Source organism: Pseudomonas sp. MMS21 TM103 (assembly GCF_022132145.1).
Taxonomy (GTDB): Bacteria; Pseudomonadota; Gammaproteobacteria; order Pseudomonadales; family Pseudomonadaceae; genus Aquipseudomonas.
Window position 1 is genome coordinate 110,279 of record NZ_JAJISP010000008.1, and the last position, 22,410, is coordinate 132,688.

General features: G+C 60.0%; 23 protein-coding genes. 18 read left to right on the plus strand and 5 right to left on the minus strand.

From position 1 onward, the window contains the following. Positions 1–174 precede the first annotated feature (174 nt). On the minus strand, positions 175–1,308 hold the full coding sequence (locus LJY18_RS20500; protein WP_238043963.1) for an aminotransferase class V-fold PLP-dependent enzyme: 1,134 nt from the start codon (positions 1,306–1,308) through the stop codon (positions 175–177). Between the two features lie 76 nt (positions 1,309–1,384). Here LJY18_RS20500 and LJY18_RS20505 point away from each other — a divergent pair, with 76 nt between their 5' ends. From LJY18_RS20505 to LJY18_RS20525, 5 genes are all read left to right on the plus strand, one after another. Continuing rightward, positions 1,385–2,023 (plus strand): TetR/AcrR family transcriptional regulator, encoded by a 639-nt coding sequence (locus LJY18_RS20505; protein WP_238043964.1) that lies wholly within the window; start codon positions 1,385–1,387, stop codon positions 2,021–2,023. An 89-nt stretch (positions 2,024–2,112) separates the two neighbouring features. Beyond that, positions 2,113–3,081 carry a GTP 3',8-cyclase MoaA gene (locus LJY18_RS20510; protein ID WP_238043965.1) on the plus strand — a complete coding sequence of 323 codons (969 nt, stop codon included), beginning with the start codon at positions 2,113–2,115 and terminating at the stop codon, positions 3,079–3,081. Positions 3,082–3,150: 69 nt separating this feature from the next. After that, a complete protein-coding gene (locus LJY18_RS20515; RefSeq protein WP_238043966.1) occupies positions 3,151–4,041 on the plus strand; it encodes a radical SAM protein in 891 nt (296 codons plus the stop codon). 64 nt (positions 4,042–4,105) lie between these two features. Further along, a complete protein-coding gene (locus LJY18_RS20520; RefSeq protein ID WP_238043967.1) occupies positions 4,106–4,708 on the plus strand; it encodes a DUF4823 domain-containing protein in 603 nt (200 codons plus the stop codon). A gap of 10 nt (positions 4,709–4,718) precedes the next feature. Continuing rightward, positions 4,719–5,288, plus strand: coding sequence for a DUF1285 domain-containing protein (locus tag LJY18_RS20525; protein ID WP_238043968.1), 570 nt, complete (start codon positions 4,719–4,721; stop codon positions 5,286–5,288). A 71-nt stretch (positions 5,289–5,359) separates the two neighbouring features. Here the strand turns inward: LJY18_RS20525 and LJY18_RS20530 are convergent, their stop codons facing one another. Further along, positions 5,360–7,024: an electron transfer flavoprotein-ubiquinone oxidoreductase gene (locus LJY18_RS20530; RefSeq protein ID WP_238043969.1), complete on the minus strand. Its 1,665-nt coding sequence runs from the start codon at positions 7,022–7,024 to the stop codon at positions 5,360–5,362. A 319-nt stretch (positions 7,025–7,343) separates the two neighbouring features. On the opposite strand from LJY18_RS20530, the gene LJY18_RS20535 reads away from it, so the two are divergent. Both LJY18_RS20535 and LJY18_RS20540 read left to right on the plus strand, forming a co-directional pair. Next, positions 7,344–8,093, plus strand: a complete 750-nt coding sequence (locus LJY18_RS20535) for an electron transfer flavoprotein subunit beta/FixA family protein (RefSeq protein ID WP_238043970.1) — start codon at positions 7,344–7,346, stop codon at positions 8,091–8,093. After that, on the plus strand, positions 8,094–9,023 hold the full coding sequence (locus LJY18_RS20540; protein WP_238043971.1) for an electron transfer flavoprotein subunit alpha/FixB family protein: 930 nt from the start codon (positions 8,094–8,096) through the stop codon (positions 9,021–9,023). It begins immediately after the preceding gene. Positions 9,024–9,098: 75 nt separating this feature from the next. Here the strand turns inward: LJY18_RS20540 and LJY18_RS20545 are convergent, their stop codons facing one another. After that, on the minus strand, positions 9,099–10,037 hold the full coding sequence (locus tag LJY18_RS20545) for an alpha/beta fold hydrolase (protein WP_238043973.1): 939 nt from the start codon (positions 10,035–10,037) through the stop codon (positions 9,099–9,101). Positions 10,038–10,151: 114 nt separating this feature from the next. Here LJY18_RS20545 and LJY18_RS20550 point away from each other — a divergent pair, with 114 nt between their 5' ends. The 8 genes from LJY18_RS20550 (at position 10,152) to LJY18_RS20585 (ending at position 17,582) form a co-directional block, all read left to right on the plus strand. Beyond that, entirely contained in the window at positions 10,152–10,979 is an 828-nt protein-coding gene (locus tag LJY18_RS20550; RefSeq protein WP_238043976.1) for a substrate-binding periplasmic protein, read from the plus strand. Between the two features lie 40 nt (positions 10,980–11,019). Next, positions 11,020–11,340, plus strand: a complete 321-nt coding sequence (locus LJY18_RS20555) for a DUF4398 domain-containing protein (RefSeq protein WP_238044183.1) — start codon at positions 11,020–11,022, stop codon at positions 11,338–11,340. Continuing rightward, positions 11,340–12,155, plus strand: a complete 816-nt coding sequence (locus tag LJY18_RS20560) for an OmpA family protein (RefSeq protein ID WP_238043978.1) — start codon at positions 11,340–11,342, stop codon at positions 12,153–12,155. The genes LJY18_RS20555 and LJY18_RS20560 overlap by 1 nt, the downstream gene beginning before the upstream one ends. A gap of 249 nt (positions 12,156–12,404) precedes the next feature. Further along, positions 12,405–13,844, plus strand: a complete 1,440-nt coding sequence (locus LJY18_RS20565; protein WP_238043980.1) for an aminotransferase-like domain-containing protein — start codon at positions 12,405–12,407, stop codon at positions 13,842–13,844. 80 nt (positions 13,845–13,924) lie between these two features. Then, positions 13,925–15,649 carry a vWA domain-containing protein gene (locus LJY18_RS20570; RefSeq protein WP_238043982.1) on the plus strand — a complete coding sequence of 575 codons (1,725 nt, stop codon included), beginning with the start codon at positions 13,925–13,927 and terminating at the stop codon, positions 15,647–15,649. Position 15,650: 1 nt separating this feature from the next. Next, entirely contained in the window at positions 15,651–16,247 is a 597-nt protein-coding gene (locus LJY18_RS20575; RefSeq protein ID WP_238043984.1) for an RNA polymerase sigma factor, read from the plus strand. Further along, complete coding sequence (locus tag LJY18_RS20580; RefSeq protein WP_238043985.1) at positions 16,244–16,954, plus strand: hypothetical protein; 711 nt, start codon at positions 16,244–16,246, stop codon at positions 16,952–16,954. The genes LJY18_RS20575 and LJY18_RS20580 overlap by 4 nt, the downstream gene beginning before the upstream one ends. Before the next feature lie 124 nt (positions 16,955–17,078). Further along, entirely contained in the window at positions 17,079–17,582 is a 504-nt protein-coding gene (locus LJY18_RS20585; protein WP_238044188.1) for a hypothetical protein, read from the plus strand. Positions 17,583–17,796: 214 nt separating this feature from the next. On the opposite strand, the gene LJY18_RS20590 is transcribed toward LJY18_RS20585, so the two are convergent. Then, entirely contained in the window at positions 17,797–18,084 is a 288-nt protein-coding gene (locus LJY18_RS20590; RefSeq protein ID WP_238043987.1) for a DUF3509 domain-containing protein, read from the minus strand. A 58-nt stretch (positions 18,085–18,142) separates the two neighbouring features. Beyond that, positions 18,143–18,364 (minus strand): hypothetical protein, encoded by a 222-nt coding sequence (locus LJY18_RS20595; RefSeq protein ID WP_172151094.1) that lies wholly within the window; start codon positions 18,362–18,364, stop codon positions 18,143–18,145. Positions 18,365–18,922: 558 nt separating this feature from the next. On the opposite strand from LJY18_RS20595, the gene dnaX reads away from it, so the two are divergent. From dnaX to recR, 3 genes are all read left to right on the plus strand, one after another. After that, positions 18,923–20,974 (plus strand): DNA polymerase III subunit gamma/tau, encoded by a 2,052-nt coding sequence (dnaX, locus tag LJY18_RS20600; RefSeq protein ID WP_238043990.1) that lies wholly within the window; start codon positions 18,923–18,925, stop codon positions 20,972–20,974. A gap of 4 nt (positions 20,975–20,978) precedes the next feature. Next, positions 20,979–21,305 carry a YbaB/EbfC family nucleoid-associated protein gene (locus tag LJY18_RS20605; RefSeq protein ID WP_238043992.1) on the plus strand — a complete coding sequence of 109 codons (327 nt, stop codon included), beginning with the start codon at positions 20,979–20,981 and terminating at the stop codon, positions 21,303–21,305. A gap of 190 nt (positions 21,306–21,495) precedes the next feature. Beyond that, on the plus strand, positions 21,496–22,095 hold the full coding sequence (gene recR, locus LJY18_RS20610; protein ID WP_238043994.1) for a recombination mediator RecR: 600 nt from the start codon (positions 21,496–21,498) through the stop codon (positions 22,093–22,095). Positions 22,096–22,410 lie beyond the last annotated feature (315 nt).

A 22,410-nucleotide genomic window follows, 5' to 3' on the forward strand; every position in this document is an offset into this window, starting at 1 on the left:
AGACCATTAGGAGTAAATCAAGGCACGCGGTCCACGGTACCTTGCCTGGCGGGACACTTGGGGGGAGATGCCGCGCGCCAGTACTTCTGAGTATTGGCGAAGTTTGCCGAACGTCCAGGCCCATTAGGCTCATTTTTTAAACAGATTTGGAATACCTGATCGGCTGTTGAGTCCTCACCCTGCTGCAAGCTGGTGCAGCAGGCTCAGGGTTTCCTCTATGACCCGCGCCTCGCTGTAAAAATGTGGGGACAGGCGGATGCCGGCGCCGCGTTGCGCACAAATCACCTGCTCAGACCTAAGGCGCTGGAAAAGTGACTGGTTATCCCAGCCGGCGAGGTTGAAGGTGACAATGCCGGCGCGACGAGACGGCTCAGTCGGGCTGTGCAGTGTGATGCCAGGCATGCCGGCCAGGCCGTCGAGCAGCCATTGCGCACGCTCCTGTACGGCCTTGCCGACCTCGACCATGCCGACTTCCTCGAGGAGCGACAGGCTGGCCTCCAGCGCCATGGCCCCGAGCATATTCGGGCTGCCGCATTCAAAGCGTCTGGCCGAGTGCGCGGGTTGCCAGTCCTGGCACAGGTAGTCGCCGTGGTGTTCGAGCATATGCCAGCCGTACTCATGCAGTTCAAGCTGGGCGCGCAGATCACTGCGGCAATAGAACACGCCAAGCCCTTCCGGGCCGAGTAGCCATTTATGTCCGTCGGCCATGGCAAAGGCGCACTGGTAGGCCTGGACATCGAAGGGCAGGGCACCGAGCTGCTGGATCGCATCGATACACAACAATACGCCGCGTTGCTGACAGCCTTGGCCGAGGCGCTGCAGGTCCAGGCGCAGGCCGCTGGCGTATTGCACGGCGCTGATCGACAGCAACCGGGTACGCGGGCCGCAGGCGCTGAGCAGGCTGGTCTCTGGGTCGCCGCTATGCAGGTCGACCTTGATTACCTCGACCCCTTGCGGCTTGAGCGCCTCCCAGACCACACGGTTGGAGGGAAACTCCTCATTGCTGATCACCACCTGATCGCCCGCATGCCAGTCCAGGCCGAAAGCCACGAAGGACAACGCCTCCGAGGTGCTTTTGACCAGCGCGATATCGTCACTGCCGGGGGCATTGAGCAGGCGCGTCAGGCGTTCGCGCAGGCTGTACTCCATTGTCAGCCACTCCGCATAGTCGCGGGCGCCAACCTGGGCGTTCTGTTCGGCAAAACGCTTGACCGCCAGCACTGCACGCTGTGGCCAGGGTGCCACTGCGGCGTGGTTCAGGTAACGAAGACCGGGAAGTTGCGGAAACTCGTCATGAATGCCATACATGGTCGGATGATCCGTGCAATTTTGCGCTAGTTAGGCATAATACTCTGCTTCGATTTTCGACCTCTTAGTCCTTCTTATGCAGAATGAACCCCGTAAGGTCCGTGAGTTTCGCCGCCGCGAACAGGAAATTCTCGACACCGCGCTGAAACTGTTCCTTGAGCAGGGTGAAGACAGCGTTACTGTCGAGATGATCGCTGATGCCGTCGGTATCGGCAAAGGCACCATCTACAAGCACTTCAAGTCCAAGGCGGAGATCTACCTGCGCTTGATGCTCGACTACGAGCGTGACTTGAACGAGTTACTGCACTCGGCCGACATCGACCGTGATAAGGAAGCGCTGTCACGCGCCTACTTCGAGTTCCGCATGCGCGATCCGCAACGCTACCGCTTGTTCGACCGCCTGGAAGAAAAGGTGGTCAAGGGCAATCAAGTGCCGGAACTGGTCGAGCAGCTGCACAAGATCCGCGCCTCCAACTTTGAGCGTCTGACTCAGCTGATCAAGGGCCGTATCGCCGAAGGCAAGCTGGAAGACGTGCCGCCATATTTTCATTATTGCGCGGCTTGGGCGTTGGTGCATGGCGCCGTGGCGCTCTATCACTCGCCGTTCTGGAGCAATGTCCTGGAAGATCAGGAGGGGTTCTTCCAGTTCCTCATGGATATCGGCGTGCGCATGGGCAACAAGCGCAAACGTGACAGCGAAACTCCGACTAGTTGACGGTATTCGTCCGGTTGATAGCGCATACAGTGCATGTGCCGTAGCGGAATGGGGCGATATACTCCGAGTAACGTTAATCGGAGCCCTCCATGATTGTTGACCGCCAAGGTAGACGCTTTCGCAATCTGCGAGTGAGTCTGACCTCCGCCTGTAATTACGCCTGTACCTACTGCGTGCCCGACGGCAAGCGCCTGGTCGCGGCGCAGGACGAGCTGTCCGCCGAGGCCATGGTGCGCGGCGTCGGCTACCTGATCGAAGCCGCGGGTATCGAGCGTTTGCGTATTACCGGTGGCGAGCCCTTGGTCAGTCCAAAGCTTGAGGCGTTTCTGCGCGGCGTCAGCCCGCTAGGGTTGGCCGATATCAGTCTGACCAGCAACGGCCAGTTGCTCTCGCGCAAGCTGCCGTTGCTCCTGGAAAACGGCATCCGCCGCCTCAACATATCCTTGGATACCCTTGATCCCGTTGCTTTCCGGACCATTGCCCGGGGTGGTGATCTGCCCACTGTCTTGGCGGGGCTGGACGAAGCGCATGCCGCCGGCATGCGGATCAAACTCAATATGGTGCCGCTGCGCGGGCAGAACCTCGATCAGGTTCTGCCATTGCTGGAGTATTGTCTGGCGCGCGGTTTCGAGCTGCGCTTTATCGAGCTGATGCGCATGGGCCATCTGGCGCGTGACGGCAACAGTTTCCTGCGTCAGTTCGTCGGCATGCCCGAGCTGTTGGCCATGATTGGCGAGCGCTATGACTATATCCAGGCCGATGCGCCGGTGGATGCGACTGCGTTGCGCTACGAGGTACCAGGGCAGGGCTTTTTCGGTGTGATTGCCAATGAAAGTGTGCCGTTCTGCCGGACGTGTTCACGTTTGCGCCTGTCGTCGACTGGTTGGCTGCATGGCTGTCTGTCGTCGAGCAATCGCCACTATGTCGGCGACCTGCTCGATAAGCCGCGTCACCAGGCTTTACCTGCCTTGCAGGGGTTGTTGGTCAAGGCGCTGGGTGACAAGCAAGAGGTTGCCTTTTCCGGGGGCGTGACCGTCATGAAGATTATTGGAGGGTGAGAGTCGCAAGCCGCAAAAGGGGTGATTTCTATCGGTTGTGCAAGGCATCCTGGCTTGACGCTAAAAAGTATGACTGATTTTCCGATTGCCTATATCGAACCGGTATTCCGCCCGCCAAGCGAGGCCCACTCGCTGATTCTGCCGGTGACCAACGGCTGCTCCTGGAATAACTGCACCTTCTGTGAGATGTACACCGAAGAGCAGAAGAAATTCCGAGCTCGGGATGAGCGGGAGGTGCTGGACGAAATTCGCCGCACTGGCGAGCGGCTGATCGTGCAGCGGGTGTTTCTTGCCGATGGTGATGCCCTGGTGCTGCCGACGCGACGTTTGCTGGTCATCCTGTCGGCCATTCGTGAGTACATGCCGGATGTCGAGCGGGTCTCCAGCTATTGCCTGCCGCGCAATCTGCGCAAGAAATCGGTCGATGAACTAAAGGAGCTAGCCGATGCCGGGCTGCGTATGGCCTATGTGGGCTGTGAGTCGGGTGACGATGAGGTGCTGGCGCGGGTCAACAAGGGCGAAACGTTCGAGTCCAGCCTGAGTGCCCTCGACAAGCTAGGCCAGGCAGGGATTACGCGTTCGGTGATGATCCTCAATGGTCTTGGTGGCATCAGCTTGAGCAGGCAGCATGCCGATAACTCGGCGCGCCTGATGAATGCCGCGCAACCGGAGTTCCTCTCGACCCTGGTAGTCAGCTTTCCCCAGGGCGAGGCGCGTTTTCGTCAGGCGTTTGCTGATTATCAGGCATTGGGTCAGCAGCAACTGTTCATTGAGATCGAGCGTTTGTTGCGTGGCCTCGAGCTGCGCGACACGGTGTTTCGCAGCGACCATGCCTCCAACTACCTGGTACTCAAAGGCATCCTGGGTGAGGACAAGCCGCGTCTGCTGGCGCAGGTGCGCGCCGCCATCGAACAACCGCAGGGCGCCGGGTTGCGTCAGGAGTGGCAGCGCGGCCTGTGATGGCGTGGAACCTGCATTACTGCGTTATCCGCCGGTATTCCGTCGCCGGCACGGGAGGAGAGTGATGCGCAGTCTGATGTTAATCCTGGCGCTGTTGGCCCTGGGCGGTTGCATGAAGGTCAGCGACCTGGCCGATGGCGCCGCCTATCAATTGCGCGATGCCGGTTTTCTCGATCATGGGCAAACCGAACGCATGGCCTCGCGGCGCCTGCAACAGGACTCCTTCATCTATATCGCCCAGGGGCACTTCGTTCCCCCCGGCGCGGCCTATCCGCGCCCGAATGTGGTGGCGGAAGAGGCATTCAAGGGCTTCGTCGAGTATTTCCCGCTGGTCCGTCGGGCGCGCAGCCCGGCCGGGCTGGAGGAGGCTATGGGCCAGGCGCGCGCGGCCGGCGCACATTATTTGCTCTACAGCCGCTTCGCCTATGCCGATGATCGCATCGGCACCGGGGATGAGTGGGCGGATCAGCAGGCGCTGGATCGGCTCGGCACCGACCGTAGCGTCATTCAGTTGATGCTGATCGAGACCAATACCCATTATCTGGTCGATACCGCGCGAATCCGCAACCGTGGCGGCTTCCTGACGTTCTATGATGCCAAACCAGAAGATTTGCTCGGTCCGCCGCTGCGCGATTATGCCCGCAGCCTGATTGGGCTGAGCCGCTAAGGAAACTCGCATGACCGACCCAGGCAACAAAGCCGGCGACCTGCTGGCGCAGATCCCCAAGAGCGAGAAGAAGGGCTTGCCGCCCGTGCACCTGTGGAACCCGGACTTTTGCGGCAACATCGACATGCGTATCGCCCGTGACGGTAGCTGGTTCTACATGGGCACCCCGATTGGCCGCAAGCCGATGGTCAAGTTGTTCTCCACCATCATCCGCCGCGATGGCGACGATTACTTCCTGATCACCCCGGTGGAGAAGGTCGGCATCAAGGTCGACGATGCGCCCTTCGTTGCCGTCAGTCTGCAGGTGGAGGGTGAGGGTGAGACGCAGGTGCTGCGTTTCACCACTAACGTCGAGGAGGAGGCCATCGCCGGCGCCGAGCATCCGCTGCGCGTGGTGCTTGATGAGCAGACCCAGGAGCCGGCACCCTACGTGCATGTGCGCAGCAACCTGGAGGCATTGATTCACCGCAATGTGTTTTATCAGTTGGTCGAGCTGGCGGTACCGCGCGAGATCGATGGTAAGACCTGGCTAGGGGTGTGGAGCAGTGGCGAGTTCTTCCCGATTGGGCCAGAGCCTTAGGGCCCGGGCAAAAAGGCCGCACCCTGCGGCGCTCAAGAAAAAGGCTCCCGAGGGAGCCTTTTTTGCGCATCTTACATATTGGGGTAGTTAGGTCCGCCGGCGCCTTCCGGTGCCACCCAGTTGATGTTCTGGGCTGGGTCCTTGATGTCACAGGTCTTGCAGTGCACGCAGTTCTGCGCGTTGATCTGGAACTTCTTTTCGCCGTCTTCCAGGGTGACGATTTCGTACACGCCGGCCGGGCAGTAGCGCTGCGCCGGTTCGTCATACAGCGGCAAGTTCTTGGTCAGCGGAATGCTCGGGTCGGTGAGCTTCAGGTGGCAGGGCTGCTCCTCTTCATGGTTGGTGTTGGAGAGGAATACCGAGCTGAGCTTGTCGAAGCTGAGCTTGCCGTCCGGTTTCGGGTAGTCAATACGCTTCGACTCGGCCGCCGGTTTCAGGGTGGCGTAATCCGGCTTGGTGTCATGCAGGGTGAAGGGAATCTTGCCGCCGAAGATATTCTGGTCGAGGTAGTTGAAGGCCCCGCCGCCCAGTACGCCGAACTTGTGGATCGCCGCACCGAAGTTGCGGCTGCGGAACAGCTCGTCGTACAGCCAGCTGGCTTTGAAGGCGTCGACGTAGCCGGTCAGCTGGTCGCCGCCTTCGCGTCCGGCGAACAGTGCGTCGGCTGCCGCGTCGGCGGCGAGCATGCCGGACTTCATGGCGGTATGGCTGCCCTTGATCTTGGCGAAGTTGAGGGTGCCGAGGTCGCAGCCGATCAGCGCGCCGCCGTTGAAGACCATCTTCGGCAGCGAGTTGAGGCCGCCCTTGGCGATGGCGCGAGCACCATAGGCCACGCGCTTGCCACCTTCCAGGTACTGGGCGATGACCGGATGGTGCTTGTAGCGCTGGAATTCGTCGAACGGCGACAGGTGCGGGTTGCTGTAGGACAGGTCGACGATCAGGCCGACCACCACCTGGTTATTCTCCAGGTGGTAGAGGAAGGAGCCACCGGTGTTTTCACTGTCGACCAGCGACAGCGGCCAGCCGGCGGTGTGTACCACCAAACCTTGCTCGTGCTTGGCCGGGTCGATGTCCCAGATTTCCTTGATGCCGATACCGTAATGCTGGGCGTCGGCTTCGCTATCGAGGTTGTACTTCTTGATCAGTTGCTTGCCGATATGGCCACGGCAGCCTTCGGCGAACAGGGTGTACTTGGCGCGCAATTCCATGCCGGGGGTGTAATAACCCTCTTTCGGATTGCCTTCGCGGTCGACGCCCAGGTCGCCAGTGAGAATGCCATAGACCGAGCCCTTTTCATCGATCAGCGCTTCCTGAGCGGCGAAGCCGGGGTAGATTTCCACGCCCAGGTTTTCGGCCTGTTGCGCTAGCCAGCGGCACAGATTGCCCAGGGAAATGATGTAGTTACCCTGGTTGTGCATGGTCTTGGGCACGAACAGGTCGGGGATTCGGCTGGCCTTTGTCGCGTTATTCAGCAGATAGATGTCGTCGCGCTTGACCGGGGTGTTCAGCGGTGCGCCGAGTTCCTTCCAGTCGGGGAACAGTTCGTTCAGGGCGCGCGGCTCGAACACCGCGCCGGAGAGAATATGCGCACCGACTTCGGAGCCTTTTTCAACCACGCAGACGCTGATTTCCTTGCCCGCTTCGGCGGCTTTCTGCTTCAGTCGGCAGGCGGCGGACAGGCCGGCTGGGCCGGCGCCGACGATGACGACGTCGAATTCCATAAACTCGCGTTCCACAGGCTATCTCCTACTCAAGGCTCTCTAATTTTATTTGGCGATCAGGCTCGTTCCCTGGGCGATGCGGGCGCATTATATCTGCACCCTCCGAACGGGCCAATACAAACGTTTGTTTGAATATGTTGTAGTCCTGTTAGAATCCTACTACATCACGGATGACTGGCCGACTCATTGTATTGACCAGGCCAGGCCGTGCAGTCAAGATACGGGCGGTTTTGCGTTCGCCGTCTGGGCTGAAGGTCGGTTCCGGCCGATTTGCATTACCCGCTATGTTCGCTTCTGGCGACATTCCTATTCACCGGAGAGTAACGAGGAATCCATGAAGGTTCTTGTAGCTGTCAAACGAGTGGTCGACTACAACGTCAAGGTTCGCGTCAAGGCGGACAACAGCGGCGTTGATCTTGCCAACGTCAAGATGTCGATGAATCCCTTCTGCGAAATCGCCGTGGAAGAAGCGGTACGCCTGAAAGAAAAAGGCGTGGCCAGCGAAATCGTCGTGGTGTCGATCGGTCCGACGGCTGCCCAAGAGCAGCTGCGTACCGCCCTGGCACTGGGTGCCGACCGCGCCATTCTGGTCGAGTCCAGCGATGAGCTGAATTCCCTGGCCGTCGCCAAACTGCTCAAGGCAGTGGTCGACAAGGAGCAGCCGCAACTGGTGATCCTCGGCAAACAGGCGATCGACAGCGACAACAACCAGACCGGCCAGATGCTCGCCGCCCTGAGCGGTTACGCCCAAGGCACCTTCGCCTCCAAGGTGGAAGTGACCGGCGACAAGGTCAACGTGACTCGCGAAGTCGACGGCGGCCTGCAGACCGTGGCGTTGAACCTGCCGGCTATCGTGACTACCGACCTGCGGTTGAACGAGCCGCGCTACGCATCGCTGCCGAACATCATGAAGGCCAAGAAGAAGCCGCTGGAAGTGCTCACCCCTGAAGCTCTGGGCGTTGCCACCACTTCCACCGTCAAGACCCTGAAAGTCGAAGCGCCTGCTACCCGCAGCGCCGGCATCAAGGTCAAGTCGGTGGCTGAATTGGTCGAGAAACTGAAGAACGAAGCGAAGGTAATCTAAATGGCTATCTTAGTTGTTGCAGAACACACTAACGCGGCCCTGGCGCCTGCCACCTTGAATACCATTGCCGCGGCGAAAGCCATCGGTGGTGATATCCATGTGCTGGTGGCCGGTAGCGGTTGTGGCGCAGTTGCCGAAGCCGCTGGCAAAGTCGCTGGCGTGGCCAAGGTCCTGGTTGCCGACAACGCTGCATTCGCTCATCAGCTGCCAGAAAATGTCGCGCCGCTGGTAGCCGAGTTGGGTGCTGGGTACAGCCACATCCTGGCGGCTGCCACCAGCAACGGCAAAAACATCCTGCCGCGGGTTGCCGCTCAGCTGGACGTGGATCAGATCTCGGAAATCATTACCGTTGAAAGCGCGGACACCTTCAAGCGTCCGATCTATGCCGGTAATGCCATTGCCACCGTGCAATCCTCGGCGGCTGTGAAAGTGATCACCGTGCGTGCCACCGGTTTCGATCCGGTTGCGGCTGAGGGCGGTTCCGCTGCCGTTGAAGCTGTTGCCATCGGCGGCGACGCTGGCAAGTCGGCATTCGTTGGCGAAGAACTGGCCAAGTCCGATCGTCCTGAACTGACCGCTGCCAAGATCGTCGTATCCGGCGGCCGCGGCATGCAGAACGGCGACAACTTCAAGCATCTCTATGCCTTGGCCGACAAACTCGGCGCCGCCGTTGGTGCCTCGCGCGCCGCGGTCGACGCTGGTTTCGTGCCGAACGACATGCAGGTCGGTCAGACCGGCAAGATCGTCGCGCCACAGCTGTACATCGCCGTCGGTATCTCCGGCGCGATCCAGCACCTAGCCGGCATGAAAGACTCCAAGGTGATCGTCGCGATCAACAAGGATGAAGAGGCGCCGATCTTCCAGGTGGCCGATTACGGCTTGGTCGCCGACCTGTTCGAGGCCATCCCGGAGTTTGAGAAACTGGTGTAAGCCGGCTTTCCTGGCTCCATGAAAAACCCGCCTTGAGCGGGTTTTTTCTTGGGTGCGATTTGTCTTGGCGGTGCGCTATTCAAGCTCTGCTGCGACGGTATGCAGAAACGCACGGTAGTGTTCGGCGGTTTCCTCGGGGCGCTCGATCATGGGAGCGTGCCCACAGTTTTGCATGATCACCACGCTGGGTCGCCGCAGGAGCGGCTGCATGACCTCGATGCTGGAAGCATCCAGAACCCTGTCCTGCGCCCCCCAAAGCAGTAGGGTCGGCGCCTGGATCTTCGGCAGTACGGGTTCGAGCGGAATATAGCGACTGACCAGTTGCGCGAAGATCCGTTCGTTAAACGCACTATCAGCGATGCTTCTTGCTGCCAGGTAGTGCTTGAGGCGCTCAGGCATGTTCGGCTCTTGGACGAAGATGAGCTCCAGCAACTGATCGAATTGTTGCTGGGTTTTGACGATCAGCGGATTGGGTTCGCCGCGTTCGAGGCGCTCGATCAGCTCGCTTTTTTGTGGCGAGTCGATGCCGGCATTAGCGAGCAGGGCTACTGATAGGATTTGCTCGGGGTAGCGAGCGGCATACAGGGCGCTGATATGGCCGCCCATCGAATTGCCGATCAGATGCAGTTTCTTGATCTTCAAGGCTTGAGTGAACGCGGCGAGACGTTCGACTTGAGTGCCGATGTCGTAGCTGGCGTAAGGCTTGCTGCTGTCGCCAAAGCCGGGCAAGTCCAGGGCTATTACCTGGTAGTCCTCGGTGAAGAAGCGAGCAAACTGCAGCCAGTTGTCCTTGCTGGCAGCAAAGCCATGGATCATTAAAATGGTTTCGCCGTTGCTCGGGCCGCCTTGGTAGTAATGAATGCTAAGATCGTTGACGGTCAACTGTTTGGCGCTGAGATCTGCCCGCTGCTGTTCGATCAGTTGCGTCGTAACCAGTAGCGCGGCGGGGCAGAAATAGAGTGTTGCAGCGGCACTGCCAAGCAGCAGTAGCAAGCCAAGTAGCAGTTTTTTCATGGTCCGCCCTTATCGCGAATTATTATCAAGACACTTGTAAGCTAACATGCAGGCTACATTTATCAGTGTTCGCTTGCCCTGAAAGTCCATCAAAAGTTCAGTCGAGAAGTCGCCATGCTCGAACGTGGGTTATTGAAATCTGTATTGATTTTTCTTGGCGTGGTGCTATTGCCAGGACTGAGTACCGCCGCAGGTAAGTGCGAACGTTTGGTCGCCACTGGTAATCCGGAGTATCCGCCTTATTTATGGCGTGACCCGCAGAATCCGCAGCAGCTGATCGGTGCCAATGCAGACTTGCTCAAGCATTTGGCCAAAGAGTTGGATCTGGTTATCGATGTGATCTATACCGGCCCCTGGTCTCGCGCACAAGACGAGGTGCGTACAGGGCGGGTCGATTTGATCGCCGGTGCTTTTCTGACCTTGCCGCGTCTGGAAACCATGGATTATGTGCACCCGGCATTTTTCTTCACCCCGAGCGTGGTCTGGGTGCGTAAAGGTGCGGAGTTTCCCTACGCCAGCTGGGCTGACCTGCATGACCGTACAGGTGGGACGTTGGTGAATAACAGCTTCGGTCAGCTTTTCGACACCTATGCCAAGGCCAATCTGACCCTGGAGGGTGTATCCAGCCTGACTCAGGCATTTCAGAAGCTGATGCTGGGTCGTACCGATTATGTCCTCTACGAGCGTTTCCCCGGTCTGGCTCTGGCTGAAACGCTAAGCATGGAAGATGACCTGCTGGTGCTGGATCCGCCTATTTCGAGCGAGGGTTTATACCTGACCCTGTCGCACAACTCGGCATGCAACGACTCCAGGCTGCGCGGACAATTGGCGATAAAGATGACAGAATTGGTCGCTGCCGGCCTGCCGGAAACCCTGCTGCAGCGCAACTTGATGCGCTGGAAAGAGCAGCAGTTGCAACCCGCAAGCGTCCCGAACCCGTAGGAAGTTTTTTGTGATTAATCGATTTTCATGTGCCGCACTGATGGTGCTGGGTTTCACCGGTTGCGCCAGCGACCCGGCGCCTACCGAGCAATTGCGGCTCACCGAGCAAGCCTTGGCCCAAGCCAAAGCTGTTGGTGCCGATGAGCACGTAGTCGAACTGGCAATGGCCGAAGCCAAGCTGTTGCAGGCTCAGGCTGCCATGCAGCGTGACGCCTTCAAGGACGCGCGGGTACTTGCCGAGCAGGCCGAGCTGGATGCCCGTCTGGCGGAAGCTCGGGTGTTGACGCAGAAAAGTCAGGAGCAGCTGAACGAACTGAATAACCGGATCAATCGCCTGCGCAAGCAGTTGGGGACGCTGTGATGAGTGCTCGGATCCAGTTGCTGGGAGGCGCTTTGTTGGCGTTGTTGCTGAGTGGTTGCGCGGGTTCGCAACAGCAGAGCAGCAGCGAGGCGCTCGAGACGGCCCGCAGCAGCTTTCAGGCGGTGAAGGAGAGCGCCGATGTGCTGCGCAGTGCACCGAAAGATGTGATCCGTGCGGGCGAATCCCTGGCCCGTGCAGATCGCCTCTCGAGCTATTGGGGCAGTACGGATGACGTTAGCCATTACGCCTACCTCAGTCAGCGTTACAGCGAAATCGCCGAACAAAACAGTGCCCTGAACTTGAATCAGGATCGGGCGGCCAAGCTCGAACTGGAGCGTCAGCGCCTGCAACTGGCCCTGCGTGAGGCCAAGCTGCTCAGCGTGCAGGAGCAGAGCAACTGGCTGGAAGAGCAGATACTCAGCCTGACAGCCGGTGAGTCCGAGCGTGGTCTGGTGATGACCCTTGGCGATGTGTTGTTCGATGCAGGGCAGGCCGAGTTGAAGGCCTCGGCCAATCGCACAGTACTGAAGTTGGTGCAGTTCCTGCAGCTCAATCCTCGCCGGGTGGTGCGTATCGAGGGCTACAGCGACAGCCGTGGCGACAAGCTGGAAAACCTCGAACTGTCCCGCGCGCGGGCGCAAACCGTCGCCGATGTCCTGGTTGATCTGGGTATCGATACCGCGCGCATCGAGGTGCAAGGCCATGGTGAGAGCTTCCCGGTGGCCGAGAATGCGTCGGCCAGGGGGCGTGCACAAAACCGTCGTGTCGAGATTGTGTTCTCCGACGAGTTGGGGCGACTGAGCTCCGCACGCTGAAGCAGGTATTACCCAAAAAGCCCTGGCGCGCCGGGGCTTTTTATTGCACTCGATTTATCACAGCTGGTTGCCAGGGTCGCCACGTTCCTGAGGGTGTGAGCAATTCAAAAACAGTTGACGTAATATTGAATTGTTCCACTACAGTCACTGGCGGATCGCCGCTGTGTCGTCCACAATTCAAGAAACTGTACCGGTGCACCTTCGGTTCTCCGAGTTACTGTATTGGTTCAATAAAGCGGGAAAGCGGCCATGACCAGTCTGTTGCTCTATCAGCGAATCGCCCAGCAATTGGCGGAAGACATTCGCCGCGGCGTCTATCAGCCGGGAGAGCGGGTGCCGTCGGTGCGCAAGATGAGCTCGCAGCTTAATGTCAGTCATGCCACGGTCTTGCAGGCTTACGCCAACCTGGAAGACCAGGGGCTGATCCGCGCGCGCCCGCAATCCGGCTTCTATGTGCACCAGACCCCGGCCCTGACCGCCCCGACCCCGGATATTGCCCGGGTCGAGCGTCCCAGCCTGGTGACGCGCAGCAGCATCATCAATCAAATCCTCACCGAGTCGCGCCGCGAGGGCGTGTTTCCCCTCGGTGCGGCGGTGCCGCATGTTGACTACCTGCCGGTGCGCGCCTTGCACCAGCAGTTGGCCAAGGTCACCCGGTTTCAGAGCCCGCGCGCCTTCAGCTATATGTTCAGTCCCGGTTTCGAGCCGCTGCGTCGCCAGGTGGCGATTCGTATGCGCGATGCCGGCGTGGTGGTCGATCCATCAGAAGTGGTGATTACCCACGGTTGTGTCGATGCGCTGCAGATGTCGCTGCGGGTGTTGACCAATCCGGGGGATTTGATCGCCACCGAGTCGCCGACCTATTACGGCCTGCTGCAGTTGGCCGATCTGCTGGGCTTGAAGGTGATCGAAATACCCAGCGATCCAACCACGGGGATCAGCCTGGAGGCGTTGCAGCTGGCGGCCAGTCAGTGGCCGATCAAGGCGCTGGTCTTGACTGCACGCCTGAGCAATCCGCTCGGCGGCAGCATCCCCGAACCGCGGCAGAAGCAGTTGTTGCGCCTGGCCGGGGATTTCGATATCCAGATCGTCGAGGACGACATCTACGGCGAACTGATGTTTGAGCAGGGGCCGATCAAGGCGCTCAAGTCGCATGACCGGGAAGGGCGGGTGGTGTATTGCTCAAGCTTCTCCAAGACCCTGTCGCCGGGGGTGCGTATCGGCTGGATCATCGCCGGCAAATACCAGGACGAGATCCAGCGCCTGCAGACGTTCAGCACCCACTCAGCCTGCAGCGTCACGCAGATGGCGGTGGCCGCCTACCTCGAGAACGGCGGTTACGACCGCCACCTGCGCTACATTCGCCAGGAATACCGCAAGAACCTCAGTGCCTTCCAGCTGGCGATCCAGCAGTATTTCCCAGAGGGCACGCAGATGACTCGGCCCAATGGCGGTTTCATCCTCTGGATCAGCCTGCCGGTACGGGTCAACACCAAGGACTTGCACGTGCGCGCCTTGCAGCAGGGCATCAGCATCGCGCCGGGGCTGATCTTCAGCAACACCGAGCAGTTCAATCACTGCGTGCGCCTGAATTGTGGCATCCCCTGGAATCGCGAAGCTGAGCGGGCCTTGATGACCCTGGGCATGCTGGCCAGCCAGTTGTGTCTGGAGGCAACGGCGAGTAGCTGAATGACCTTGCGGTTAACCCGAATCGGCAAGGTATTGCGTCTACCAGGGCGAAGAGCTTTTTCGCCCCAAGGAGATGCGTCATGTCGAGGATTCGTGCGTTACATCCGCAACCGCTGCTGCAGGGATTTGCCGGTAGTCTGCTGCTGACCCTGGCCGCCTGCAATGCCGCCCAACCGGGGCCGTCGCAGGTTGAAGTTGCTGATCAGGACTTGGCGGTAGTGGCCGCTGAGCAGCCCCAGGCGTCGCCGCGGGCCAAAAAAACCGAGTTGCAGCGACATGTCGTCGTCGCTTCGCTGCCGGCGGTGGGTCAACCTGGTGTTCCTATGGCGGACTATCTGCCGCCGACGTACCGCGAACAATATCGCGAGCAGTACCAGACAATCGCCGACAATCCGGTGCATGCCGTGGCCCAAATGCCGGTGTCGACCTTCAGTATCGATGTCGATACCGGCAGCTATGCCAACGTCCGCCGCTTTCTCAATCAGGGCCAGTTGCCGCCAGCCGAGGCGGTGCGCCTGGAGGAGTTGGTCAATTATTTTCCTTACGCCTATCCGCTGCCGCAGGGCGATACGCCCTTTGGCGTCGGCACCGAGTTGGCGGTGACACCCTGGAACCCGCAGAGCCGCTTGCTGCGCATCGCGATCAAGGCGGCGGATCTGTCGGTGGCGGCCATGCCGCCGGCCAATCTGGTGTTTCTGGTGGATGTCTCGGGTTCGATGGATCGCCGCGAAGGCTTGCCTCTGGTGCAGAGCACCCTGAAATTGCTGGTCGAGCAATTGCGCGCCGAGGACAGCGTCTCCCTGGTGGTGTACGCCGGTTCCTCCAGCGTGGTGCTGGAGCCGACTGCCGGCAGCGATAAGGCCAGGATTCGCGCGGCCATCGATCAGTTGCGCGCCGGTGGTTCGACGGCCGGTGAGTCGGGCATTCAGCTGGCCTATCAGCAGGCGCAGCAGGGCTTTATCAAGAACGGCATCAACCGCATTCTGCTGGCCACCGATGGCGACTTCAACGTCGGTATCAGCGACTTTGAGGCCCTCAAGCAACTGGCGGCCGACAAGCGCAAGAGCGGGATTGCCCTGACCACCCTGGGCTTCGGCACCGACAACTACAACGAACGCCTGATGGAGCAACTAGCCGACGCCGGCGATGGTAACTACGCCTATATCGACAACCTGCGCGAGGCGCGCAAGGTGTTGGTCGATCAGCTCGGCTCGACCCTGGCGGTGGTGGCCAGGGACGTGAAAATCCAGGTCGAGTTCAACCCGGCCCAGGTCAGTGAATACCGTTTGCTCGGCTATGAAAACCGCGCGCTGAAGCGGGAAGACTTCAGCAACGACCAGGTCGATGCCGGTGAGATCGGTGCCGGCCATACGGTGACCGCGCTCTATGAAATAGTCCCGGCCGGCAATAAGGGCTGGTTGGAGCCGCTGCGCTATCAGCCGGCGGAAATAACCACTCGCAAACAGGGCGAGTTGGCGCTGCTGCGCGTCCGTTACAAGGCGCCGCAGCAGGGCAGCAGCCGCCTGTTGGAAATCCCCATCGAGGCGCAACGCAGTGCGCCGGCAATCGCCCAGGCCAGCGAGGACTTGCGTTTCGCCGCCGCCGTCGCGGCCTTTGCCCAGCAGCTCAAAGGCGCCCAGTACATGGGTGAGTTCGACCTGGCCGCCAGCGCCGACCTGGCGCGTAGCAGCAAGGGCGAGGACCGCTTCGGCCTGCGCGGCGAGTTCGTACAACTGGTCGAATTGGCGCAAAGCCTGCAAACTCCGTCTTCACTGCCCGCGCCCAGCGCTGCCAAGGTCGACTAGCGTGACTGCCCATCCTGTTGTGCCACTGTCCGACGAAGAGGACGCCGCCTTGTTGCGGCGTTATCGCCAGGGTGATGCCGAGGCCTTTGCGCTGCTTTATCAGCGTCATCGCCTCGGCCTGTTTCGTTTTCTCTGTGGCCTGTGCGGCGACCCGACGCTGGCCGAGGAGGTTTTCCAGGACACCTGGATAAGCCTGATCCGCAGCCAGTCGCTGCAGCGCGAGGCGGTGCTGTTCAAGACCTGGCTGTACCAGATCGCGCGCAATCGGCTGATCGATCACTGGCGCAAAAGCGGCCGCCTGCAGGCAAAGCATGAGGCGTTCGACGAGCAGTTGCATGATCTGCCGTGCCGCGAGAGCGATCCTGAGCAGCAGTTCGGCCTGAGTCGCGATAAGCAGCGCTTGCAGGCGGCGCTGAATGATCTGCCAGCTGAGCAACGGGAAGTCTTCCTGCTGCGCGCCCACGGCGATCTGGAGCTGCACGAGATCGCCGAGTTGACTCGCACGCCGGCGGAAACGGTGAAGAGCCGTTTGCGTTATGCGTTGCAGAAATTACGCCGGCTGCTGGCTGACCCGGCCGCCGAGGAGTTGCCCGTATGAACCGCGATCAATACGACCCGCAAGATGTGGCGCAAGAACGGGCCTTGCTCGAACACTTTCGCGTCCAGAGCCAGGCCGAACCCAGTGCCGGTCTGGATGCGCGGATCCTGGCCGCGGCCCGTGCCGCACAGCCCTCAGTTAGGCCGAGCTGGAGTCAGCGCCTGCATCGCTGGTTGTTCGGTCATGCTGGTCGGCAACGCTGGTCGCTGGCGGTGGCTGGTTTGGCAAGCGTCGGCATTGGCGTCAGCCTGACCTTGCGCACGTTGGAGCAAGCGCCTGATGACTTTGCTGCGCCGATGCCGCGTGCCGTAATGGCCCCAGCCGCACCCATGGCCGATACCGAAGCGCCGCCTGCTCTGCTGCGCGAGCAAGCGGCGGCGCCTGGTTACGCCGAGCCGCGGCAAAAAATCGAGAAGCATAAGTCAATGTCAGCCCTCATGGAGGGCGCAGTCAAGCAAGCACCTGCCGAGGCCGAAGCCTTGGCTGACGCTCCGGCGTCGAGTGCAGAGCTGCCGGACAGTCTGGGTTCTATGCCTGCGGCCAGCATGGCAGCGACCCGGGATGCGGAAAACATGCTCATGCAGCTGCTTGAGCTGCGCCGCGCAGGCAAGACTCAGGAGGCGCGGCGCCTGCAACAACGCCTGCAGCTGGATTACCCGCAGATGGAGATCGAGGCGCAACTTGAACGAATCGGGAGAAGCCGTTAGCAGGCCGCTGCCATAAGTCGGCCGCAGGTTGAGAAAAGCCGTATAAGCACTGCACGGCAGACTTGCTAGATGTCGGAGGAGGGGGGAGCATGGTGCTCTACCCTTACTGCGATTGTGCTTGTTGATGATCAGCTTCCGCTTTCTGCTTTTGCTTCTGGCTCTACTGGCGATGAGTGCGTGCGACGATGAAAAGTTCACGACTGCTGTGCCGCAAGCGCCTGCCAAGCCCTCCACATCCGTTGTGCCAGCGCCGGCTGCAGATGTAGCGCCCACACCCGCCCCTAAACCGTTAACCAAGCCCGTCGACAAGCCAGTAAACGAGCCTGCTCGACCCAAGCCGAAGCCTGCCGTGGTCAGCAAGCCGGTGGCCAAAAAAGACAGTGTTGTTGTCGCTCCACCCCGGGCGGATCTGGACTTGAGTCTGCCGGCGGATCTGTTTGAAGAGTTGGAGTCGCTCGTCGCCCCGGATGAGCTGCCGTCGCCGGCCTTGCTGCCGCCACTATTCCGGGAAGAACAGGCAGGAGAAAGCCCCTTTCAGCTCAATGGAAAACTGATCACCAATGAGCGCGGCGATGACTATTTGGATTCGCTAGAAGGCGCCGAACTGCAGTTCGAGTTCAAGCGATAGCCGGAATGAAGTGGTCGCACTGGTGCGCCAGGTTAGTCCACTTCAATTGTTTTGCTCTGGCTGGGGTGCAAGCGCGGTAAGCGAATGGGCAGATCCAATCGCTTCGATGAATTATCCCCCGGTTAATCCTCCGGCCCATATTACAAATAATGCCGCTTACTCGGTTCAAGTGAGCGGCATTACGCGGTGCGAGGGGTTGGCGGTACAGGCTATTTCAGTCGACGTGGTAGTTGAGCACGCTGTTTTGTTCTTTCAGTGCCTTGCGCATTTCTGCTGGAATATTGCCGGAGCGAACAGCGAGCTCCAGGCGAATTTCTTCTAGGCTTTGCGCAAAAGCTTGCGCGTCGTCACGCTGGGCGGAGCTGAGGACTCGGCTGTAGGCAGTGACATCGTCGGCGTCCAGGAGGGAGAGGACAATGCCGCCGTCTGGGCGGCGCGGGCTGAAAGTGACGCGTAAAGGAGCAAACAACTGTTCGACGAATTGGCGATTGATGCTATCCATGACCGTTCTCCATCCTGAGGCTAATCACTTAAGACCTCTGTGATGTGGTGAAGTTCGGTCAGGCCAGTAGCGATTGGCGCGCGCGCTCGATTACCTGCGGCAAGGACTCGCTGCTGTACTGCTCGGGGTACAGGCGCTGGGTATGCTGGGCAATACCGGCCTGATTGACGATAGTGAAGCTGAAGTTACCCTTGCGGCTGGCAAGAATGCGGCAATCGAATGGCGCAAAGGCGTTGGATAGGGTGCGAATGGCATCCTGAATTTGGTGTTGAGTATTCATTTTTTGGGGTGTTTCCTAAAACAACGGGCGCGTCATTGCGCTAAATAATGCTCCAGGCTTCGACTTATAGCCGAAGGCATGAGTCTGGTCGGAGCGGGACTGCGCACATAAGTTCAGTATTGGCTGGTGCTTATGCGGGTCGGTACTTCGGAGGCAGGCTGAGTCAGTGCTTGCGCAAGACGGCCTGATCAGTCAGCAGGTTGGGTCTGGTAAGGAACTGTGCGGCATAGCCTGATGGGGCGTATGCGTTCTTTACCTGGATTCCATCGAGGGGGCCAGAAGGCCTGAATGACTTACAGCGTGGTACTAACGGGCCGGATGGTAACTGCTTGATAAAGTATTAGCCAGCTGAATCTGCACAGGGCACGGATAATACCCTGGTAGAAGCCAGCTGGCGGAGGGGCGGCATACCGGCGATCCACTAGCAGTCGGCAAACTCATGGGCTCAGTCGATGCAATGATTGTCGCCCAGCAGGGTCGAGCGGCGCATCGGATGCAATTTAGCCCATGCTCCGTTACGATTAGCCCACTTTTGCTTTCATCTCGCGACGGTTTTAGATGAGTTATCAGGTTCTTGCACGAAAGTGGCGTCCGCGCTCGTTTCGCGAAATGGTCGGCCAGGCCCATGTGCTCAAGGCGCTGATCAACGCCCTCGACAGTCAACGCCTGCATCACGCCTACCTGTTTACAGGTACCCGTGGCGTTGGCAAGACCACAATTGCGCGCATTATCGCCAAGTGCCTGAACTGCGAAAGCGGCATCAGTTCGACACCTTGCGGTGTCTGCTCTATCTGCAAGGAGATCGACGAGGGGCGTTTCGTCGATCTCATCGAGGTCGATGCTGCCAGTCGTACCAAGGTTGAAGACACGCGCGAGCTACTGGATAACGTGCAGTATTCGCCGAGCCGCGGGCGCTTCAAGGTCTACCTGATCGACGAAGTGCACATGCTGTCCTCGCATTCGTTCAACGCCTTGCTCAAGACCCTGGAAGAGCCGCCGCCCCACGTCAAATTCCTGCTGGCAACCACTGACCCGCAGAAGCTGCCGATGACCATTCTGTCGCGCTGCTTGCAGTTCTCTCTGAAGAACATGCCGCCGGAGCGGGTGGTGGAGCACCTGACCCATGTGTTGGGTGCGGAAAATATTCCGTTTGAAGAGGATGCCCTCTGGCTGCTCGGTCGGGCAGCCGATGGTTCGATGCGCGACGCGATGAGCCTCACCGACCAGGCGATTGCCTTCGGCGAAGGCAAGGTGCTGGCTGCGGACGTGCGGGCGATGCTTGGCACTCTCGATCACGGTCAGGTGTATGGCGTGCTGCATGCTTTGCTCGAGGGTGATGCGCGCGGCCTGATCGACGCCGTGCGCCATTTGGCTGAGCAGGGTCCTGACTGGAATGGCGTGCTGGCGGAGATTCTCAATGTCCTGCACCGCGTGGCTATCGCTCAGGCGCTGCCGGATGCGGTCGACAACGGCCAGGGTGACCGCGATCGGGTGCTGGCATTGGCCGAAGTATTGCCAGCCGAAGACGTGCAGTTCTACTACCAGATGGGCCTGATCGGTCGGCGTGACCTGCCGTTGGCGCCGGATCCGCGTAGTGGCTTCGAGATGGTGTTGTTGCGCATGCTGGCGTTTCGGCCCGCCGATAGCGGCGATGGGCCGAGGGTGGCGCTAAAGCCGCTAGGGATTAGCCAGGCCACAGCTGATCCCCGTCCCAACCCAGTGGCCGGCACTGCTGTGGTTGTGTCGGCTGCCGTTGTCGAGGCAGAAGCTGCGCCTGTGCTGGTTGCAGCCGTTACACCTGAGCCGCCAGTTGCGCCGATCGAGCCCCAGGCATCGGTCGAATCGGAGGCTGCGGTTGCCGCATCCCCGGTTGTCGCCGCGCCGCCGACTGCGGCGGCGGCCGCGACGATTGCTAAAGTGACGAATTTGCCCTGGGAAGAGCAGGCCGCTGCGGTTGAGGACTGTGCGCCACTGGCTGAGCCGGTCTCGGCGTCGCCGCCAGCCGAGGCGTTGGCGGTGCAGCCCGCCAGCATTGCGCCGCCGGTCGAGGTCGGTAGCGACAGCGATGATGAGCCGCCGCCGGGCGATTATGATTATGTGGAGATGGATGCGCAGTCGTTCGACTACGATTTCGACGCGGTTGATTCCGTTGCCTCCGTCGAGCCGGAGCCGCAGCTCGCTGCGAAGCCGGCGACCGGCCTGGCTGCAGACTGGTTGGAGCTGTTTCCCAAGCTTGGCCTGTCTGGCATGACCGGCAGTATCGGTGCCAACTGCACGCTGATGGCGGTCGAGGGTGATAGCTGGTTGCTGCATCTCGATCCTGGACACAGTGCGTTATTCAATGCGACCCAGCAGCGTCGTTTGAATGATGCCCTGAATCAGTATCATGGGCGCGAGTTAAGCCTGCAGATCGAGTTGTGTGTACCCGAACAGGAAACTCCGGCTCAGGCCGCGGCACGCAAGCGCGCCAATCGCCAGCGCGAGGCAGAAGAGTCGATCCACGGCGATCCACTGGTGCAACAAATGATTCAGCAATTCGCCGCAGTTATCCGCGTGGACAGTATCGAACCCGTAGATACTCAAGTTAACTCCCTGATTACCGAGGACTAGCACCATGATGAAAGGTGGCATGAGCGGCCTGATGAAACAGGCCCAGCAGATGCAAGAGAAAATGCAGAAGATGCAGGAAGAGTTGGCTAACGCCGAAGTGACCGGTCAATCCGGTGCCGGCCTGGTCAGCGTGGTGATGACCGGTCGGCATGACGTCAAGCGCGTGAGCCTGGACGACAGCCTGATGCAGGAAGACAAGGAAATCCTCGAGGATCTGATCGCTGCGGCAGTCAACGATGCAGTGCGCAAGGTCGAGCAGAACAGTCAGGACAAAATGTCCGGTGTGACCGCAGGCATGCAGCTGCCCCCTGGCTTCAAAATGCCGTTCTGATCCGGGGCGTCCAGCCAGCGCACATGACTGCGTTGCAAGCAGGCACGGGCATCCTCATTTACAGCTAGTAAACTCCGGTGCCCGCGCCTGCTTGCGCCTTGTCCTGCACGTCGTCTGACCACCCCTGGCAGCGGCGTTGATCCCCAAGTCAAAAGCTTGCATAACATTCCTGTAGCCAGCGAGTACTCCCATGAGCTTCAGCCCATTGATCCGCCAATTGATCGATTCCCTGCGCATCCTGCCAGGGGTGGGGCAGAAAACTGCCCAGCGCATGGCTTTGCAGATGCTCGAGCGTGATCGCCCTGGTGCAATGCGCCTGGCTCAGGCATTGACCCGGGCGATGGAAGGCGTTGGTCACTGCAAGCAGTGCCGCAGCCTGAGCGAGGATGAGGTTTGCCAGTTATGCCTTGACCCGCGTCGCGACGACAGCTTGCTGTGTGTGGTGGAAGGGCCGATGGATGTCTACGCGGTGGAGCAGACTGGCTTTCGTGGGCGTTACTTCGTGCTCAAGGGCCACCTTTCCCCGCTCGACGGCCTGGGGCCAGAGGCCATTGGCATTCCTGATCTGCTGGCCCGTATTGCCCAGGGCGGTTTTGTCGAAGTCATCCTGGCGACGAACCCGACTGTGGAAGGCGAGGCGACCGCGCATTACATTGCCCAGTTGTTGGCTAACAAGGGACTGATCGCCTCGCGTATTGCCCATGGCATGCCGCTCGGTGGTGAGTTGGAGTTGGTCGATGGCGGGACCTTGGCCCATTCGATTGCCGGGCGGCGACCGATTCAGTTGTAAGACCCTGTCTACGATTGGCCCGCCCGTAGGGGCGGCTTCAGCTATGCAGCCTTTGCGGTGTATCGAAGCGCGCGCGGCTGAATGGCTGGGCGTCCCCCTGGCTCCTGCCCGGTTTTCTGCGCGAAGGCACCGCCGAAGACGGCTGGGGGCTGCGGGTAGCTGTCGGCAGGGTTATTGGCCGTCGTGCGTCCTTCAGGTCTCATGGGCCTGCTGTGACGAATTTCTAGTTCGTGCTGGGCATGGCTTAATCGTCCTTGCAGATGGCGCAACTCACATCTTGTAAACCAAGCAAGCGCTCGCTATGGTCGCGGAAAC